Origin of the sequence: Pedobacter sp. BMA, assembly GCF_001027745.1 — a bacterium.
GTDB lineage: Bacteria > Bacteroidota > Bacteroidia > Sphingobacteriales > Sphingobacteriaceae > Pedobacter.
Map to the genome: position 1 here is coordinate 424,461 of NZ_LECU01000005.1, position 21,007 is coordinate 445,467.

The following is a 21,007-nucleotide window of genomic DNA, read 5'->3' on the forward strand; positions in this document are numbered from 1 at the left end:
TTTATTACAGCGTAATTTTCGCCCCGATGTTTACAAATTTGTTTTGAGGATACTGCAATCCATTGTCATCCGCAATTTCAGGATCAACACCAAATTCCTTTAAGTTATCGATAGAAAACAGATTGTATCCGTTTACATAAATCCTGGCATTTTGAATTTTAACTTTCTCTAGCCATTTCTTAGGCAAGGTGTAACCAATTTCCAGGGTACGGGCACGTAAGTATTTTACATTATGCAACCAGAAGGTTGAATTTTTGTTGTAATTGCTATGGCCACCATCGTTAAAGCGTAACGCAGGGTACTTTCCGGCAATCCAGGGACTGTTCAAATTAAACGGATCTGTACGGTGCCAGCTGTCATCAGCAAAGTTTTGCAACAATGCACCATTGTTCTGGAAAGCCCAGCGTTGTTCCCAGTTCTGGTTCCACGAGTACATTGAACCGCCTGAAAAGTCGGCAGTGAAATCGAAGTTTTTATAAGAGCCGCCAAGGGTAAAGCCAAAACCCATATTCGGCTGACCTGTGGTAGTGTAGCCTATCGGGCGCTGATCAAGGTTATCAATTACACCATCATTATTCTGATCTTTGTATATCAAATCACCTGGCAAAAGGGTACGGTTACCTTTACCATCAATATTTACTTTATAGTTATTAATTTCGTCGATATTCTGGAACTGTCCCGTAACTTCATATCCCCAGAAAATGTCAGTGTACCGGTTGGTCATGCTATTCCGGTATTGGTCCCATGAGTTTCCAAAGCGGGGTTTATATTGCTCCAGGTATTTTCTTCTGCTGATGGAAATGTTTCCGCCTACATTGTAGTTGAATTCACCAATCTTGTCACGGTAGTTTAATGAGAACTCAGCACCATACTGTGCATCGCTTTCCAGATTTTCACGACTCAGCTCATACCCTAATTCAGCGGGAACGGCTACATCATTTTTTACCTGCGGAAGGCCTGTTCTTTTTCTGTAAAAATAATCTGCTGTTCCGGAAAGCTTACTGTTAAACATACTAAAATCAAGCCCGATGTCTGTAATACGGCTTTCGAACCAGGATAAGTTGTTAATAATCGGTCCCTTGTCGCGTGAGGTGGTGATGTTACGCCCATCCAATATCACACTACCCTGATTATAGCGATATCCTGGTAAATAAGCAAATGGATCAAGTCCGTCGATATTATCATCACCCAAAACACCATAAGATGCACGGAGTTTCAAATCGTTCAACACTGTAGATTCGCCTAACAGGTTTTTCATGAATTTTTCCTGCGTAATTCTCCAGCCTATTGATGCAGATGGGAAATAACCGACACGTCTGTCTGGAGCAAATTTCCAGGAAGCATCTCTGCGACCGGATAGTTCTAAATAATACCTGTTGTCGTAGTTGTAGTTTAGTCTCGCCACATAACCTAAGCGGGCTTCTTCATCTTGTTGATCAGCATAGTCCTGTCCGTCAAGATCGGCAAACTGCAATACCGGCAATACATTGGTTTGTGGTACCGCATGCTGGAAAGTATAAGTCCTGAACCTGTCCAAACGCTCGGCTACCAATACACCGCCTACGGTATGTTTACCGAAAGTGCGGTTATAGTTCGCCTGAATCTGGTAGGTATTGGTATAAATCTTTTCGGTTCTCCGCTCACGGTAAGGATTCGAACTGCCTACCCGTTTTTCATATATACCGGTTGTCGAGTTGTAATGGTAAACATCGTAGGTATATTCATGACCATTAATCAGGTTATCAGCGATGTAATAAGAATACAATCCTTTAATCTCCAACCCTTTTATCGGCGTATCATAAGAAGCAGTAAGGTTGGTTTGAAGTACCCTCCAGTCCGACCTCCAGTAGCCACTCAAAGCCTTGCTTTGTACAGCAAACTGTTCTGTATTGTGCCCGATATCATTCGGGTAATTAGGGTTGCCGTTGGCATAAGCCTGTTCAAGCGGTGTATTTCTGAATAAGGCAAATCTGGCAGCGAAATAATCATCACCTCCCGGTACACCAGGCTGGTCGCGTGTTTCTATCCTGCCATTAATCAGCATCCCCACTTTAAAGCGGTCAGTAATTTTAGCCTCAATATTACTTTGAATATTGGTTCTGTTAAAGTCGAATTCACGTGAAGTTCCGAAAACCCCTTTTTGATCAAGGCGTGTGGCAGAGAAATAGTAGTTCAGCTTATCTGTACCTCCCGATGCATTCAGGTTAACAGAATATTGAGGGGCATTAGGTGCAATAATGATGTCTTTCCAGTTCTGGCTCTGAAAGCCCGGATCAGTACCCACACGCCATTGCTCTATTTCTTTTTGGGTTACGCCGGTTGCACCGGTCTGGTTAAGCTCAGCGATGGCTTTACCCAAAATCCACTGATAGGCATCAGTTGTTTCCGGGAAACGTGACCAGTTCTGCCATCCCGTATAGGCATCCACTACAAAAGTGTTGCGGCTGTTTGTTTTTCCCCGTTTGGTAGTTACCAATACCACCCCATTCGATGCACGGCTACCGTAGATAGCGGCCGAAGCATCTTTAAGTACACTGATACTTTCGATATCGTTCGGCGAGATGTTATTGAACTGACCGGCATCCTGCTGAATCCCATCAATTACATACAATGGATTTCCCATATTACGGATCTGGATGTTTGCCGAAGCACCGGGTCTTCCATCTGGCATTCTAAATGAAACACCAGGTAGCTTGCCTGCTAAACCGGTGCTCACCGTAGAACCACCATGTACTTTTTCAAAGTCCTTGCTGGTAATCGTCGCAATTGATCCGGTAATGGCTTCTTTCTTTTGGGTGTTGTAACCCACTACCACTACTTCAGTTAAATCATTTTTGGTAGGTACCAGTTTTACATTTACGGTAGATCGGCCATTGAGCAGTACTTCCTGACTGTCGTAACCCACATAAATAAATACCAGCGTAGCATTTTTATCTGCTACCTGAATTCTGAATTTACCACTTCCGTCGGTCGTTGTTCCAACAGTGGTGCCTTTAACTTTGATACTGGCGCCAACAACCGTTGCCCCGGTCTCGTCGGTAACGGTACCGGTAACCGTTCCAGGTTCTTGCGCACTGAGCTGAAGCGACAATAGCACTAAAGCAAATGAGCTAAAAATAAAAGGGAGTAATCTGCTTCTGAGATGGAATTTCTTAAAGAAATCCCTAAAGGAGCCTGAGTCTACGCCATAGGAGTATACACTTCTTTTCATATAGGTTAGTGATTTGGTTAGTTTTAGAAGTAAATTGTTTTAGTTCATTTAAATCTTATTCAAAGATTGTGCTTTTAACAGCTAGAGTGATTGCTGATTTGTATCATAATTTCTCCAAATTGTCTCGTTTTATCAATAACCTCTAGCTAAACATCTTGGTACAATAAAATCGTTTTAGGTTGCTCGCCTTGCAGATGTTTAATATATTTGAAGCCTGACCAAAGTACCCATTGAAAAAGCCAGTCATCCTCTTCGTTCTTATTTGTTTTGCCAGAATACTGGTGGCACAGCCCTATTATTTCAGGCGCTATCAGGTCGAAAACGGCTTATCAAACAATACCGTTTTTTGCATCGCGCAGGATGAAAAGGGCTTTATGTGGTTTGGCACCAAAGACGGACTGAACCGCTTTGATGGCTATTCCTTTAAAACCTACCGCCATGATCAGGAACACAAAGGCAGCTTAGGCAATGATTTGATTTATGCCGTTCACGTAGATAAACAAAATACTTTATGGACAGGTACCAACGATGGTATATTTGAATACCAGCCTGCAACGGAAAGTTTCCTGCTTTTAGCGGAAACAAAAGGAATGCGGATCATCGACCTGATTAGTGACCTCGCCGGCAACCTGTGGTTTACGTCGTCATTTAAGCTCTACCGCTACCATAAATCATCCCGGAAACTGTACACTTTCAGCAAAGAAGTAAATTTTGATGCCTCTGCGCTGATGCTTTCGGCAAGCGGGCAGGTGTGGGTAAGTACCGGACGTGGAACCGTAGAACGTTATGATGTCAAAACCAATAGATTTGAAAGCTTCAGCGTAAACGGCATCAACCAAAAACCGGAATATGGGTGGGTATCCAAGATGGTTGAGACCACCGGCGGATTGCTCTTGATCGGAACCACCAACCAGGGGCTTAAATTACTGGATCCCATCACACAGAAATCCAGGAACATCATCACCCTTAACGACGATAAAACCCCCGTTTTTGTTCGGGATATCAAGCAAACCGCAGCCCACGAATTCTGGATCGGCACAGAATCGGGCATATACATCTATAATGATTCCTTGCAAAAAATCATCAACCTCAGGAAGCAGTATAATAATGATTACGCATTGAGCGATAACGCCATTTATACGATATTCAAAGATCGGGATGGTGGCGTATGGACCGGCTCCTACTTTGGTGGCGTTAATTATTACTCCACACACACCTCCCTGTTCACCAAGTATTTTCCGCAAAAAGCCAGTAACTCCATCAGTGGAAATGATGTCAGAGAGATCACCAAAGACCATAATGGCAACTTCTGGATTGGCACCGAAGATGCCGGATTGAACAAGCTAAATCCCAGAACCGGTATGTTCAAACATTTTCTACCTGACGGCAGAAAAGGCAGTATCTCTTATGCCAATATCCATGGCTTGCTCGTGGACGGTGATCGACTCTGGGTAGGAACTTTTGAACATGGCCTCGACCTGTTCGACCTGAAAACGGAACGGGTAATTAAACATTACCAGGCGGGTGTAGGAAATATGCTGCGCACCAACTTTATCGTAACCTTTTGCAAAACCAGGAAAGGTGAAATTATTGTTGCCACCATTAACGGAATTTATCAGTACAACCGTAAAACCGACGACTTCGAACCCATCCCCGGTTTGCCTTTTCTGTTTTATGATTCCTTAACCGAAGATCCTGCAGGAAACATCTGGGCGGGTAGCTTTAATGATGGGGTTTTCAGGTTCAACCTGACCCGGAAGGGTTTTACAAACTTTAGAAACGATCCGGGCAATCCAGGCTCCATCAGCCACAATACGATAAACAGCATTTTTGTGGATAGCCAGAACAATATCTGGGTAACCACCGATGGTGGAGGCCTGTGCCGCTATTATCCAAAAACAAACCGTTTTAGCCGCTATGGCCTTAAAAATGGTTTCCCAAGTAATTACCTCTTCAAAATTGAAGAAGATCAAAAAGGCAAATTCTGGATCAGCAGCACCCGTGGACTCATCCACTTCGATCCAAAGTCAGGTCTGAATAAAACTTATTCCAAAACCAACGGGCTACTTACCGACCAGTTTAATTATAGCTCGGCTTACAAAGACATTAACGGCCGGATGTATTTTGGAAGTGTAAAAGGACTGATCAGTTTTGATCCCCACGCCTTTGCACCAAACACGATAGAAACACAAGTGTTTTTAACCGGCTTTCAAATCAACGGCCAGGAAACTTCCAGCGACGCAAAAGCACAGGTATTGGAAAAGTCAATTGTTGATACCGATACCATTACCCTCAGCTTCGACCAATCCTCTTTCAGCGTCGACTTCGCAGCCTTGAATTACCAGTCGCCCGAAATGACCGAATATGCCTACAAGATGAAAGGCTTGTACAAAGATTGGGAATACCTGAAAACCAACAGGAAGATATACTTCACCAAACTCGCCCCGGGGAACTATACACTCGAGGTAAAAGCGCTACTGGAAGGGAGCAGCACCTGGAGTACAAAAAATGTGAAACTCCTGATCAGAGTATTGCCCCCTTTTTACCTTAGCACATGGGCCTACCTGCTATATATCGCTTTAATCGCAGCAATAATGCTGATTCTGGTGAGAAGATACCACCGGAAAATACAGCTGAAGAACAACAGAAGAATGGAAGCATTCGAACATGAAAAACAAAAAGAGGTTTATCAGGCCAAGATTGAGTTTTTTACCAATGTTGCCCATGAAATCAGAACGCCGTTAACCCTGATCATAGGCCCGATGGAGAAACTGATCAAACAGGCGAAAGATGTGCCCGCCATTGAAAAGAACCTGCGGATTATGGACAGAAACACCGACCGGCTGCTCAAACTCACCAATCAGCTGCTCGACTTCAGAAAAACAGAAACCAGTGGATTCTCGCTGAATTTTGTACAGGCAAACATTTCAGAAATATTAAAAGATGTGGTATTACAGTTTCAGCCCGCTGCAGAGCAAAACCAGATGAACTGCAACTTACAGCTTCCTGAACAGCAATTAATGGCTTATATCGATGTAGAAGCATTTTATAAAATGATGAGTAACCTGGTAGATAACGCCATAAAGTATGGAAAAAGCCAGGTAGAACTTGCACTTGAAACAGACGATAAAAACGAAAAATTCTATGTATGGGTTCAAAGCGATGGAAATAAAATACCTGTAGAACTGGAAAACAAGATTTTTGAACCATTCTTCAGGGCCAGGGAAACAGATATCAAAACAGGTACCGGAATTGGATTGTCGATTTCACGGTCGCTTGCACAGTTACACAACGGAAAACTTTACCTTGATCAAAATCAGGAAGCTGTTAATATATTCGTATTGGAATTACCTGTACACCAGCTTATTGAATTTAATTTGAACGGACAATGGGAGAAACTTTAGATAGAACGGACATACCAGGGCATACCACAGCACAGCGATCTGTGATTTTGCTGGTAGATGATCATCAGGATATTTTGGATTTCATTTCTGATGACCTGGAAGAAAAATACAAAGTGCTTCAGGCCAGAAACGGAGTTGAAGCCCTGGCCGTTTTGGAAAATGAGATCGTCCACCTGATTATCAGCGATGTGATGATGCCGGAAATGAATGGTTTCGACTTCTGCGCCAAAGTAAAGTCGACACCCGAATTCAGCCACATTCCCGTGATCTTATTAACGGCTAAAAACACCCTGCAATCAAAAATAGAGGGCCTGGAACTTGGTGCCGACGCCTATGTAGAAAAACCCTTCTCGCCTGAGTTTCTCCAGGTACAGGTATCCAGCCTCATTAAAAACAGAAATAAAATAAAGGCCTATTTCTCCAGTTCACCCCTGCTTCACATGAAAACAATGGGTTCATCCAAAGCCGACGAATTATTTCTCGAAAAGCTGCATGAAACCATTAACAAGAACATCAGTAACCTGAATCTGGACGTAGAATTACTGGCGGAAAAGATGAACATGAGCCGCCCCACCTTATACAGAAAAATTAAATCCATATCAGATTTGAGTCCTAATGAGCTGATCAACCTCGCACGGTTAAAGAAAGCAGCAGAACTGTTAAGCGAAGGGATGATGAAGATTTACGAGATCTCTGAAGTGGTAGGATATAGTTCTCAATCGCACTTCGGCCGTAATTTCTCGAAGCAATTCGGCATGTCGCCAACCGATTATGTGCTCAGCATCAGCCAGGATAAACGAAAGCCATAATTTGTTCCCGCAGATTCAAAAACTTGTCTGATCTGCGGGAAACAAATAATTATTTCAGTCCATATGCACTGATTATTTTTTTGAAAATCTGTGTATTTGGGTAAACGCCGATAAAGGCATCCGAACCTGGTCCGTAAGCAAATACAGGAACCATGATATTGGTATGGTCATCTGTACTGAAATTCCCGCGTACTGTTCCTTTTTTGTATGAAGCATCCAAAAGCGACAAGCCTCCGGTTTCATGATCGGCAGTTACAATGATCAATGTTTCGCCGTTTTCATCTGCAAACTTTAAGGCTTCGCCCACTAAACGGTCGAAATCATGTTGCTCGGTCACGGCAAAGGGAAGATCGTTTGCATGTCCGCCATGGTCAATTTGTGCGCCTTCTGCCATAATAAAAAATCCATTCTTGTTCTTAGAAAGTATCTCAATGCTTTTCAGGAACGAAGTTTTTAGCATCTCTCCCCTGCCATCCAGTACCCTTCTGGTCACCGAATCATCCAATAGCACCACCTGCTTACCAGCATCAGATGCTACGAAACTTCTCAGGTCCTTCTGGTACACATAGCCTTTTTCCATCAGCTTTGCCATCAGTTGCTGATTGGGTTGATCAGAAAAGCTGCTGCGTTTAGAGCCTACCAATACGTCTACATGGCCGTTTACAAAATCTGCGGCAATTTCCCTGGTCATCGACCGCTCAGTTTGATGGGCATAAAATGCCGCCGGTGTAGCATCGGTAATGTCGCCGCTGCTGATAATCCCGCTTTTCACACCCAGCGGAGCCAGCAGATCTGGAATGGCCTGAAGCGGTTTCCCTGCCGGATCCATACTAATGTAGCGGTTATTGGTTTTACTGCCGGTGGCCATTGCTGTAGCGCCAGCAGCAGAATCTGTAAAGTCAGAGTTCGAAGCTTCGGTACGTGAAAAACCAATGCGCTTCATCTGAATCATATTCAACTGCCCAAAGTTAGCACTCAGCCCAGCCTGTATTTGCGCCAGCCCCATTCCATCGCCAATCAGCAAAATCACGTTCTTCACCTTTTTATCAATTCCATCACTTTTATAGGTGGGCTGATAGGGAATATGTCCTTTAGGATTGGTGTACTCCAGCTTCGTTCTATTCTGATAAAAATCTTTCAGCAACGCGGGATGATCTGTGCCAATCCAGTCTACGCCCATATGCTCCAGCTCTTTCCAGCTATTGGGATTATCTTTTGTACCCCAGAAACGAAAGGGTTTACCCAAAGCATGTACTTTGGAAACCACTGATTTCATTTTTTGCAGGTCGCCGGGGGTTGGTGTACCCTTTCCATTCCATACCGAATAATGTGTGATATCATCGCTGATCATCGCCACGCGTTTAAGCTGTTCGGCAGTATAGTTTATTGCCGGTCTGCCGTCGAAACTAATCAGCTGTGGATAATCTTTGAACTTTTCTGCCGGTGGTACATTTCCACTCAGTACGATCCTGATGGCAGAAGGGTTTAATGCAGTATCGAACACAGACTCCTTACCTTTCAAATCCGCCAGTAACGTGGGGATCACATGCTCATAATCTTCTTTGATATCCACCACCAGTTGTAATTTCAAACTGGCATCCGGATAAGGATGCCGGCCGTTTTCTTTAAAGAAAGCCACCAGGGGGTCTATATAAAGTTTTCTGAGCGTTTTCCCTGGCCTGATTTCAGTACTGTCGTGCGCCACATACAATTCACCTTTACGATAAAAAACATCTGCTTCTATAGATCCCATCCCTGCATAGTAAGCGCCCAGCAGCGGGATCTGCTGCTTGTAATCGTTGTGGCTATGTCCGTTTATCACATTCAGTTTCTGCTGCGCAGAAACTGAATGTACGCCAAAACCGAATAATAACAGACAAATAAGTTTTTTCGTCCTTACCATCCTGCGTTTTGTTTAATCAAGCCCGAACTGTTATCTATTTCCCTTTGCGGAACTGCCCAAACATCATGTACCTGGGGATTGAAAGCCCTTGCAGGCCAGATCACTGCACCATCGAAATCGTGTAATGGTTGTGCATAAACCGCTTGTGCGTCACCCCATCTCACTAAATCACGGTGGCGATCGGCCCACTCACCTGCCAGCTCATTTCTACGTTCGCGTTTTAAATCCGCCAGCGTCATTCCTGTTTTAGCTTGCAAACCTGCTCTCAGCCTGATTTTATTTAACTCAGCATCTCCCGCACCTGCACCACTTACATTGATAGCGGCCTCCGCCTTGATCAAAAGTACTTCCGCATAGCGCATCAACGGTACATTTAAATCGGTAGTGCCATTGTCTCCGTTAGGATTAACGTGTGTCGGAATCGGATTTGCATAGGTAAAAGGCTCCATATATTTTTTAAACTGATAGTTTGATGTGGCTCCGGCATCTTTGGTAAAACTACGCTCCGCACCGAAAAACATAAATTTATCGCCCGGTTTTAAAATGGTGGCTTCACGACGCTGGTCGCCTGCCTCATAGGAATCATAAAGCTCTTTGGTTGGCAAATAATAACCCCAGCCATTATAAATGCCCCAGGCTTTATTCGTTAGCATAACACCCGGCAATTTACTTCCCCAACCGGTGCCACCACCGTTAGGTGTACATACAACCGACCAGATATATTCTTTAGACCAGTTATTTGAGGCCTTGAAAACATCGGAAAAACCTGTGGTAATTAAATCATGCTGACCAGAGGTAATCACCATGTCTGCATATTTTGCTGCGTTTGCATAGTCTTTCTTGTAAAGATAAACTTTAGAAAGATAGGCCCATGCTGCAGTTTTGTGTGCCTTACCATAATCGGTTGCTTTCATGGTAGTGAACAAAGGAAGATTATCGGCTGCCTTAAGCAATAAGGAAATGATATAATCATAGTTTTCGTTCACATTTTTAGCACGCCCAACCGGTATAGCCGGGTCAGCTTCAGGAGTAACAATTGGTACCCCGGCCTTATCATTGCCATAATTCGCTGCAAGCTGAAAATAAACCAGCCCCGCATTGAAATAAGCATCGCCAATAATCTGCTTCTTTAAAGCTTCGTCCATATTAATAGCAGGAACATTGGTGATGATATCATTTGCCCGTTTAATAATGGCATAACGCATACTCCATTGCGTTTCGGTATATCCGCCACCTATGTAGCTGCGGTTAAAATTCTTAATGTTATCGCCCTCAGGTTTGTTCCGGCCGGTAACCATATCGTCACTCGCATTGATAAACCAGAACATGCCACGCCCGTAGAAATCTTCAGCATTGTAATTTTCATACATACCCGCTTCTGCCTTGATCGCGTCTTCTTTGGTTTTCCAGAAATTCTGTGCCGATGGTGCTCCTTCAGGTGCAATATCAAGTTGTTTTGTACAAGCCGCAAATACAGTTACTGCCAGTACTGCTATATATTTTAAAGATGTTTTCATATGTTTTGAATCGATTAAAGGTTAACACTTAAACCAAGCATGAAACTTCTGGCCTGCGGATATTTACCCACATCAAGCCCGTTGTTCGAAAGACCAATCTCCGGATCGAAGCCCGAATAATCGGTAATGGTAAACAGGTTGTTCGCCGTAGCGTATATCCTCACCGCACCGGTTCTGATTTTACTGGTTAATGATTTGGGTAAGCTGTAACCGAGCGTTACGTTGCGGATACGCAAATAAGAGCCGTCCTCAATGTAAAAATCTGAGGCATTGAAGTTTCCATTGGCATCGCTGGTAGAAATAATTGGCACTTTACCGTTTGGATTCTCCGGGCTCCAGGCATCTAAAATACCCACCAGTTTGTTGTAAGATGGACCACTTGCACTATAAGTTGTCCTTTTCACCGCATTGAACAATTTATTGCCCTGTACACCCTGGGCCATAATGTTGAAATCGAAGTTTTTATAGTTTGCGTTAAAGCTTAATCCGTAAGAAAAATCAGGGTAAGCACTTCCCGCAAAATAACGGTCTTTTCCATCAATAGATCCGTCACCGTTCATATCCACGAACTTGAAGTCACCCGCCTTAGCATTAGGCTGAATCTTTTGTCCGTTTGAACCCTTGTAATTATCTGCTTCAGCCTGGCTCTGAAATATACCGTCTGTTTTCAATACGTAGTAGCTATACAACGGCTGGCCAACTTTATGCATTAACGGGGTCAGTTCGTTTCTGAAGGTAGTGGAAAGCGCGATAGTTTCTAAACCCGATGTCAGTTCAACCAGCTTGTTGTTCACTTTAGTTAGAGTAGCATTAACAGAGTAATTGAACGCAGCGTTTTTATCACTGTTGTAGGTTAAACCGAGCTCAAAGCCTTTGTCTCTCGATAAACCTGCATTGATGGTTTGCGTATTCAAACCTGCAGTTCCCGGAAGCGTCCGCGTTAAAATCATCTTGTCAATATCCTTCACGAAATAATCTGCTACCAGACTTAACCTGTTGAAAACCGTCACGTCGATACCGATATTGGTTTGTTTACTCTGTGCCCACTCCTGGTTTTTATTGGCCAGAATAGTCTGGATGTAACCATTTTGCAAAGTTGGCGTTTGTCCGAAATAAGCTTGTGTACTGCTTAATAGGGGATTTACCGCCGATGGTGACAATCCAGCCAGATTACCCAGCAAGCCGTAACTGGCCCTTAGTTTTAATTCAGATAACCAGGTAGCAGATTGCAGGAAATTTTCTTTGTTTACGGCCCAGCCTGCGGATATCGATCCGTAGTTCCTAAACCTGTTTTCTTTTGGCAACAATGATGAACCATCCCGGCGTCCAATCAAGGATATCAGGTATTTTTCCTTGTAATTATAATTGGCTCTGGCAAATAAGGAAAGTAAAGATGTGGCCTCAAAAGCACTGTAAGATGGCTGAATGACAGTTGCATTCACCAGGTACCTGTATTGTGCCGATTCATCATCAAATCCTGATCCGCTTGCCGATAAGCTGCTGCTTTTTATTTTCTGGAACGAATATCCCGCCGTGAAATCAAGATGATGTGCAGCAAGATCAGTTTTATAATTTAATACCTGTTCGGTTAAGAAATCGTTAGACTGGCCTGAACTTTCTGAAAGGCTGTTGCTGAGCACAGGCTTACCCACTTCCGGGCGTTTTGGTGTAAAGCTTTTATACTGGGAAAAGGTTTTGGTGATACTCAGGTTCGACCTGAAGCTTAATCCTTTTGCCAGCTGAAAGGTTGCATAAGGGTTTACCATCAATACATTTACCGGGTTATTGATATCCATACGCTGTAATTCAGCAACAGGATTCACAATATCGCCATAGTCACCGGCATACTGTCCGCCTGGCAATCCGGCAAAGCTACCATCGGCATTGTAAGGGGTACCATTGGTAGGATAATAAATTGCTGATAGCAGTGCTCCTGTATAATCGCTGCTTGTATTTGCCCCGTTGCCGTTTGTACTGCTGTAAGAAAGGTTTTCACCCACTTTCAGCCATGAGGCAAGTTCGTGCTCCGAATTGATCCGGAAGTTATAGCGTTTGGTCTGGGTATTCAGCACAATGCCTTCCGCATCGCGGTAGTTGAAGCTCATGTAAAAGTTCGACTTCCCATTTCCGCCATTGATGGCAGCACTATAATCCTGTAGCAATGCGTCCCTGAAAACTTCGTCCATCCAGTTGGTTCTGGTTACCTGTCCATCAGGATATTTAGCAGGATCAAATGCCGGAAGTATAGCTGTTCCGCCATTTTTAGCAGCCGTTGCCGCCACCTGCGCACGTTGTGTGGCATTTAGAGGTTCCAGCTTGCGCCAGGCACTCTGTTGACCAACTTTTGCATCAAAGCTGATCTGCATTTTGCCTTTTTTGCCTTTTTTAGTTGTAATCAAAATTACCCCGCCCGATGCCCTGGCACCGTATATTGCACTCGCTCCATCTTTCAATACCGAGATAGACTCAATATCATTCGGATTAAGTTGCGGTGTACCCAGAAAGATGGATCCGTCGATAACATACAATACACTTTCGCCATTGATGCCACCACCACCTCTGATATTGATCCGTGGGGCTGATGTTGGATCGCCCCCTTCATTGGTTACAATTACCCCGGGTGCTTTACCAGCCAAAACCTCGGCAACACTGTTCAACGATCGCGAAGAGAGTTTATCCAGCGAAGCGATGCTTACCGCTCCTGTAAGGGTTTCTTTCTTTTGTGTACCGTAACCAACCACAACAAGGTCGGCTAAACGCGAACGTTCCTCGCTCAGCGTTACATTAATGCTCTGGTTATCTCCTACCGTTACTTCTTTGGTGGTATAACCAATCATGGAGAAAGAAAGTACCGTTCCGGCACCAACTTCTATGCGGTAAGCCCCGTTGGCATCCGTAATGGTTCCGGCCTGCGTGCCCAAAACCTTTACAGTTACGCCCGGGAGCGCCAGGCCTGTAGAATCTTTTACTGTTCCACTTACAATACGATCGGGTTTGTTAAAGGTGACATTGTTTAGAATCACATATTCGCCACGTTCTGTTACACTTAATCCGAGTTTATCCAGTAAAGACCTTACCGGCTCCATTCTAAATTCACCGCTTACAGCAGTATTTTTCTCCTGAAGTAAATCCGGATTATACACAAAGCTCAAACCGGATGCAGATTCGATCTGACGGATGATTTCGATCAACCGGCGACCCCTGTTGATTTGAATATTGATTTTGCTTTTCTCCAACCGCTGCGCCATGCCGGCAGATGCAAAAAGTGAGCTGCAGAAGATGCAGAGAATGCTAAAGGTTATGCATGAGTATTTCATGATGTGATCGAGAGATTCTGTCCTCTTGACTGAGGTTGTTTTCATTTGTTTGATTATTGTTTGGATGAATAAATTTGTTAGCATACTACTATGGTTGTCTGTTCATTTATTTATGAATTTTAAATGTTTTATGATTGTTGGATGTATTCAGTTTGAGGTGATGCAGGCTACAGAGAATTTCCAGGATCTCATCTGCAGTTTGCGAACTGTTGAAGTGAGCAGTACATTTTAACTTTAGTAACTTCGGATCACTCACCTGGATGCTGATGCTATACACGTATTCCAGCTTCCGGATGACTTCCTGGAGCGAGCTGCCGTTGAAAGATAGTTCTACAATGTTCGGTGCGTTTGAGGGATAAACTGATGCCTGGCCAAGTTTTTTATTAAAAGCCATTTCTTCCCCTTTAATTAAGGTATCTATCGCAAGTGCATCTTTACGAATCTCCACCTTGCCCGTGGCCACCGTGATCTTTAATAAATCGTCTTGTTTTACATCCCTGATTCTGAAGGAGGTTCCCAATACCCTGATCTCCATTTTCGATTGCAGCTGAACCCGAAATGGCCTTTTTTCATCATGCTGAATAGCAAAAAATGCATCACCCTTCATCAGCTTCATCACCCTTGTTGCTGAAGAAAAATGAACGGGATAGCTGATTTCAGACAGAGCCTCCATGGTTACTTTCGAGCCGTCAGGAAGGGTAACTTCTTTACGTTCGTTGGCTTTCGTGGTAACGGTCAGTTCAGATGAGGCTGAATGGTGAAGGTTCAGGAAGATTAATCCTACAGATACCAAAACCAGCAACATAGCAGCCAGCCTGAACCAGATATTGTACAATAATGCAGGATTTCGTCTCCCGTGAACCTGAATAGCATCCCTGATATGCGCACGCATATTTTCAGCAACTATTAATTTACGTTCTTGGGAAATGTTCTGGTTTGAAGAAAGCATTCCGTACCACTCCTCTACAAGAGCGGTTTCTTCTTCACTGGTATTTCCGGCTAAATATTTTTGCAACAATAGGGCTGCTTCGTCTGGTGTCATTTGAATAGATGTCAGTTCAAATGCAGAATGGTACTAACCAAACTTGTTATCGATAAGTTAAGTTTCGGTTAAGAAAGCAGGAAGGCTATAAACAGGATATAAGAAAGATTTTCGCGCAAGATTTTCATGGCAGCGGTGATCTGGTTTTTTACCGTTTGCGCGGAAACGCCAAGTTCGAGCGCAATTTCTTTTATAGAACGATCCTGCTTTCTGCTCATGGAAACCACCAGGCGCATCCGTTCGGGTAAACGGGCCAATGCCTGCTCAACATCGTGATTTAAGTCTTTTAAAATAAGTCTGGCATCAGTATCGGGCATTTGCTGCTGATTTAACAGGTAGCTTAGCTCTGCCTGATGCCTGTTTCTAATCGCCTGAGACCTGAAATAATTGATGACCCTGTATTTTACTGCCCCGTATAAATATCCCTGCAAACTACCAGCAATATCGAGGGAAGACCTGTTTTCCCAGAGGGAGATGAAAATCTCCTGAGTGATATCCTGTGCAACCTCCTCATCACCCGTTTTCTTAAAGGCAGCATCAAATACAAACTCCCAGTAGAGGTTGAATAACTGATCCATTGCTTTATGATCGTGATTACGAAGTGAAGATATGAGTGTTTCGTTCAACATGATTAGCTTACTGCCGGCAAAATTAGTTTGCCTATATTCAGTTATCATTAACTAATCGTGAAGCTTAAAATGGAAATGAACAGAACCGGAACTGACACTAAATATAAAAAGGTCACAACATCCATTGTGACCTTTTCTTATCAACTAACCTAAACTTTTAAAATACTAACCAAATATTTTATGCCACAAAAGTAATGGCGTTATATAAAGCCTGTATTAAGAAAATATTAAAACTAATATTCTTAACTTCAATGGTTGTTTATTGGGTCAAAATGCCTTTCACACCCTGCAAAATGCGTTTTCAAACAAGAATTTCGATAGCATAACCTGCAGTTAACATCTGATTAACATTTTCTTTCATTCTTTGAAAAGAATATCACAAGGTGGAAACGCTAATAAAAACCGAACCCCAAAAAAGTCAGGAAGATCTGTCCCGGCAAATTGAGTTGCTCTATAAAAGGTGGGCCTCTATATTGAAAAATTATGCCAACTACTACCTCAATGATAACGAAGCATCTTCCAGTATAGTTAATGATATTTTTATTAAACTATGGAATACCGACCAGGAGATATTGAATCCAAAAGCCTATCTTTTCCGCGCTGTAAAAAATGCTTCTTTCAACCATCTCGGCGGACAGCATAAAAAAACAGTCAGTTACCTGGATACCGAAGAATTGACACTGCTTTCTGATCAGCTTCAGCCTCCCGGGTTTGCGACAGAAGATCATCCGCAACAGCTCTTCCTCCAAAACCTGATTCAGAAACTCCCCGAAAAGCGCCGGCTGGTGTTTAAAATGCATCGCATTGAAGGTTTCAACTATGCCGAAATTTCCGAGCTGCTTCAAATTTCAACGCGTACTGTTGAAGATCATCTGGCTAAAAGCATGAAATTTATCCACGAAAACTGCCAACATTTTTTTAATGGTTAGTTAACCGAAACTTAACCTGACCAGCCCGTATTTTCCTGAACGAGATCTGTCTTTAACCCTGAAGACCCATCTACAAATGAAAGACGAAATCTGGCATCACATCATTAAACGGCTCACCGGCCAGGAAAGCCACCATTCTAAACGAGAGCTGGATGCCTGGCTAGCCGAAGGCGCCGAACATCAAAAAAAATACGAAGAAGTAGCGATACTCTGGGAAATGACCGGTAAGCTCCAACCTCAGGAAACATTTTCTGTTCCTGTGCAGGAAAATAAGCAGGTAAAGCCCCTGAGAAAAGTGAAAGCATTATGGGGATATGGAATTGCGGCCGCGTGTGTTGCCGCATTACTGGTATTCGGAATCTACTCCATCAATAAAAAAACAACTGGAGAATCCCCGGCCTGGGTTAGCGTAGTTGCCCCTAAAGGTAAAATCATTTCTTTCACCCTGCCCGATAGCTCCGTAGTGGTGCTAAATGCAGGAAGCCAGATCAGCTATAGCAGGGAATTTAACCAGCAGAAAAACAGGTTGATCAAACTCTCGGGAGAAGCTTTTTTTGATGTTCAACATCAGGAAAAACATCCCTTTGTAGTTGAATCCGGAAAAATTAAAACGGTTGTTTACGGCACCAGCTTTAACATCCGGGCATATCATAACGAGAAGGAAATCAAAGTAAGTGTGAAATCTGGTAAAGTAGGTGTATTAAAAAATGCTGTTGAGGCAACCGAACCTGTATTGCTAACCAGGAACCAGCGCCTGACTTTCGATACCCTTTCTCAGGACTTTCAGGCTGTAACGCCAATCAGGGAGCGTGCTGATGAGTGGACAAACGGTACGTTAACCTTTGAACAAACACCTGTTAAAGAGGTATTCGCTTCATTATCCAGAAGATTCAATGTAGCATTTAACCTGAAGGCACTTGAAGTTTCAAACTGTAAGCTTACCGCTCGTTTCGAAAATCAAGACCTTCAGTCTATCCTAAAAACGATTCATACCGTGATGAACATTCAGATAAAACAAACCAATCAAACTATTTACCTTAAAGGAGGAAACACATGTAACGAAAACTAAAAAGCCGGTCCCGCGGCAAACGGAAACGGCCTTAAAAAGATTGATCACCAACTACCAAACCAGGATCAATCAGAAATATGAATAAATACGAACATTTAAACACACCCAAATTTATGAAAAATTTTAATGGGGCTAGCCGCCCTGTGAAAATAATTATGCGAATAAGCCTGATTTACATCATCACATCTATCCTCTTTATTAATCTCCTACAGGCAACGGAAGCCAGTGGGCAAACCGGTCTGGATACCAAAATCAGCCTGAATGCCAGGAACATGCCTCTTAAAGATGTGCTTAAACAAATAGAGCGGAAAACAGGCGTTAATTTCATCTATACCAATACGGAAAATACCAGTCAGAAAGTTTCAGTCAATAATCATCAGCAATCGGCGCGACTTATTTTGGCCACATTGCTACAGCAAAGCCATTTGATGATGATCGAAGAAAGCGGCATGCTGATCCTTAAAAACAAACCTGTGGCAGCGAAAATTGCCAAACCGGGTAGCATTGTAGGCTACATCAAGGATAAGGAGAATGACAAAACCCTGCCATATGCCAATGTAATTTTAAAAGGCGCCAACCGGAAATTTACAACCGATGTGAATGGCTACTTCATTATTGACAACGTTACTGCCGGAAAGGCTACCCTTGTTGTTACCTATATCGGATACAATACAACCGAATACAGCATCAGCATTGAAGAGAATAAAACCACTTCAGTTGAAATTAAAATATCTGGTTTAAGCAATGAAATGAAGGGGATTACAATCAATGGGATCAGACGTGGTGAGGCTGTTGCGCTCAGCAATATGCGCAATGCCGATAACATTAAATATGTACTCTCAGAAGAGCAGATTGAGCGTTTTCCTGATGCCACGGTAGGTGAAGCCATGCAGCGGGTTCCGGGGATAGCCATGGATTACAGTTATGGTTTACCCAGAAACATCATCATCAGAGGACTCGATCAGTCGATGGGTTCGGTAACCCTGAACGGAAACAGATTGCCATCAACCTCAACCAGTTCAAGAGAAATTGACCTGAATGGTATTTTATCCTCCACTGTAGAAGCTATAGAGGTAAACAAAACCTTAACACCTGATATGGATGCAGACGGAACATCAGGATCTGTAAATATCATTTCGAAAACACCTAAACAAGGTCAGGAGCAACTTCAGCTTAAAGGATCATTCGGGCATAACTTCCTTGTGGATAAGCAAAACATAGATGGTTCATTAACTTATGGCAAACGCCATAATAAATGGGCTTACCTGGCTGGAATCAATTACAGCAAAAGTTTCAGGGGCGAAGACCGCGTGCAGAAAGATTATGATACCTATGAAATTAACGGTGAAGAAAAAGTATTGCTCTCTAACCTGGAACTGGAAGGAACTGACCTGCGACGGGAAAACCTGGGTTTACAGGCAGAACTGGATTTCTTTCCTACAGAAAAAAGCCAGATTTATTTACGCGCATCCTATAATAAGTTCTACGAGTTGCAAACTAGGGGAACAAAAAGCTACAGCATAGGCGATTATAGTGACCTTAACCACGTTACAGGTGTAAGCATTGGCTCCAGCGGTACACCCAGAAATTACAACCGCGATTTAACCACCTTCTCCCTGGGCTATAAAACAGATTTCAATAACTGGAAAGCCAATGTGGATTTTACCTATTCGGAAGGGCTATACGATCAGCCACTTTATTTTGATGGTTATTTTAACTACTCCGGTTTATCAGCAGCATTAGACGTTTCCAATCCAAGGGCGCCACAATTCGATTTTGGAAACGTAAATCCAAACGACGCATCAAAGTATACCACAAATTACTATACCAACCGCCATCAGATTGCGCACGACAAAGACGGACAGGCCTCTGCAAATATTGAACGTACCTTCGATTTAAGTCCGAAAAACAAGCTAAACATTAAGTTCGGCGGACGCTATAAATATAAAGAAGATGATCACACCCGCAGCTATTACCAGTACACCTTAAAAAGCGGAACCTTATCCCTCTCCAATTTCCTGGGTAACTACGAACGTGAGCAGTATTTCGACGGAAACTATAACCTGTCGGGAGCAATTTCAGACGGTTATCTGATGGAGCAATATTACCAGAATAACAAATCGCTTTTCGTTGAAAATGTGACTTACATCCGCCAGAATACCGATCCGGATTCATACAGCGGAAGTGAAAACCTGGCAGCCGGCTACGGTATGGGAAAACTTACGCTCGATAAACTGGATATCATTACTGGTATAAGGTATGAACGCACCGGGTTTAACTACAATGGTAACATTGTAAATTTTGATAATACCGGAAATTACGTAAGCACAAACAAAGTGAATACGGCATCATCATTTGCCGGCTTTTTCCCAAGTTTAAATTTAAAATATGCGCTCAGTCAGCGCACCAACCTTCGTGCAGCCGTAACAAGATCGCTATCACGCCCGGGCTATTATGATTTAGTGCCATGGCAGGAAGTGGAACCACGCCGTAAACGAATGAAAATCGGTAACCCTGATCTCGACCAGGCGACTTCAACCAACGTCGACTTCCTTTTTGAGCACTATTTAAAATCATTGGGTCTGATCTCTGGTGGAGTGTTCTATAAAAACATTGAAAACTATATCTATGAGAGCATTTATACGCAAGTGGGAGGTAGTTTCAATGGTTATCAGGTTACCCAAACGGTAAATGGAGCCAACGCCCATGTATATGGTTATGAGATTGCATGGCAACAACAACTTACCTTCCTTCCCGGTTTTTTAAACGGATTTGGGGTTTATGGAAACTTCACCCAGATCCAGTCAAAGTTTAAGGTGCCGGGTGTGGTGAGTGAACGTACCGTAAGGTTGCCGTCTATGCGCCCGAAGGTTGGAAACGCTTCCCTGTCTTACGAGAAATATGGTTTCTCAGGTCGTTTGTCACTTAATTTCTATGATACATTTATCTCCGAGCTTGCCGAAACAGAAGCCAACGATTTAATGGAAAAAGGAAGAGTTCAGTTAGATTTCTCTGCATCGCAAAAAATCAACAAACACTTTTCAATCTTTATTGGTATCAGCAACATCAACAATGCCCAGATTATACTTGATTATGGCGACGGAAGGCCAAATGACCATAAATATTACTCATCATGGGCGAACATAGGCTTTAAATATACCCCGTTTTATTAAACTA

The 21,007-nt window shown here is 43.1% G+C and carries 11 protein-coding genes; 5 read left to right on the forward strand and 6 right to left on the reverse strand.

Annotation, left to right across the window (positions count from 1 at the left end):
* Window positions 1–4: 4 nt before the first annotated feature.
* Window positions 5–3,211, reverse strand: coding sequence for a TonB-dependent receptor (locus tag AB669_RS11375; protein WP_047799420.1), 3,207 nt, complete (start codon window positions 3,209–3,211; stop codon window positions 5–7).
* Between the two features lie 230 nt (window positions 3,212–3,441).
* Here AB669_RS11375 and AB669_RS11380 point away from each other — a divergent pair, with 230 nt between their 5' ends.
* Together AB669_RS11380 and AB669_RS11385 are read left to right on the forward strand one after the other, a co-directional pair.
* Complete coding sequence (locus AB669_RS11380; RefSeq protein ID WP_047799421.1) at window positions 3,442–6,615, forward strand: two-component regulator propeller domain-containing protein; 3,174 nt, start codon at window positions 3,442–3,444, stop codon at window positions 6,613–6,615.
* A complete protein-coding gene (locus tag AB669_RS11385) occupies window positions 6,600–7,424 on the forward strand; it encodes a response regulator (RefSeq protein WP_047799422.1) in 825 nt (274 codons plus the stop codon). The genes AB669_RS11380 and AB669_RS11385 overlap by 16 nt, the downstream gene beginning before the upstream one ends.
* A 49-nt stretch (window positions 7,425–7,473) precedes the next feature.
* On the opposite strand, the gene AB669_RS11390 is transcribed toward AB669_RS11385, so the two are convergent.
* The 5 genes from AB669_RS11390 to AB669_RS11410 form a co-directional block, all read right to left on the reverse strand.
* Window positions 7,474–9,327 (reverse strand): alkaline phosphatase, encoded by a 1,854-nt coding sequence (locus tag AB669_RS11390; protein ID WP_047799423.1) that lies wholly within the window; start codon window positions 9,325–9,327, stop codon window positions 7,474–7,476.
* Complete coding sequence (locus AB669_RS11395; protein WP_047799424.1) at window positions 9,321–10,844, reverse strand: RagB/SusD family nutrient uptake outer membrane protein; 1,524 nt, start codon at window positions 10,842–10,844, stop codon at window positions 9,321–9,323. The genes AB669_RS11390 and AB669_RS11395 overlap by 7 nt, the downstream gene beginning before the upstream one ends.
* A 14-nt stretch (window positions 10,845–10,858) precedes the next feature.
* Window positions 10,859–14,206: a TonB-dependent receptor gene (locus AB669_RS11400; protein WP_231582663.1), complete on the reverse strand. Its 3,348-nt coding sequence runs from the start codon at window positions 14,204–14,206 to the stop codon at window positions 10,859–10,861.
* A gap of 61 nt (window positions 14,207–14,267) precedes the next feature.
* Entirely contained in the window at window positions 14,268–15,203 is a 936-nt protein-coding gene (locus AB669_RS11405; protein WP_047799425.1) for a FecR family protein, read from the reverse strand.
* Window positions 15,204–15,271: 68 nt separating this feature from the next.
* A complete protein-coding gene (locus AB669_RS11410) occupies window positions 15,272–15,880 on the reverse strand; it encodes an RNA polymerase sigma-70 factor (protein WP_047799426.1) in 609 nt (202 codons plus the stop codon).
* 335 nt (window positions 15,881–16,215) lie between these two features.
* Between AB669_RS11410 and AB669_RS11415 the strand changes: the two genes are divergently transcribed.
* The 3 genes from AB669_RS11415 (at window position 16,216) to AB669_RS11425 (ending at window position 21,003) form a co-directional block, all read left to right on the forward strand.
* Window positions 16,216–16,761: a sigma-70 family RNA polymerase sigma factor gene (locus AB669_RS11415; protein ID WP_047799427.1), complete on the forward strand. Its 546-nt coding sequence runs from the start codon at window positions 16,216–16,218 to the stop codon at window positions 16,759–16,761.
* Window positions 16,762–16,837: 76 nt separating this feature from the next.
* Entirely contained in the window at window positions 16,838–17,830 is a 993-nt protein-coding gene (locus AB669_RS11420) for a FecR family protein (RefSeq protein ID WP_047799428.1), read from the forward strand.
* A gap of 113 nt (window positions 17,831–17,943) precedes the next feature.
* Window positions 17,944–21,003: a TonB-dependent receptor gene (locus AB669_RS11425; RefSeq protein WP_197082396.1), complete on the forward strand. Its 3,060-nt coding sequence runs from the start codon at window positions 17,944–17,946 to the stop codon at window positions 21,001–21,003.
* Window positions 21,004–21,007: the final 4 nt, after the last annotated feature.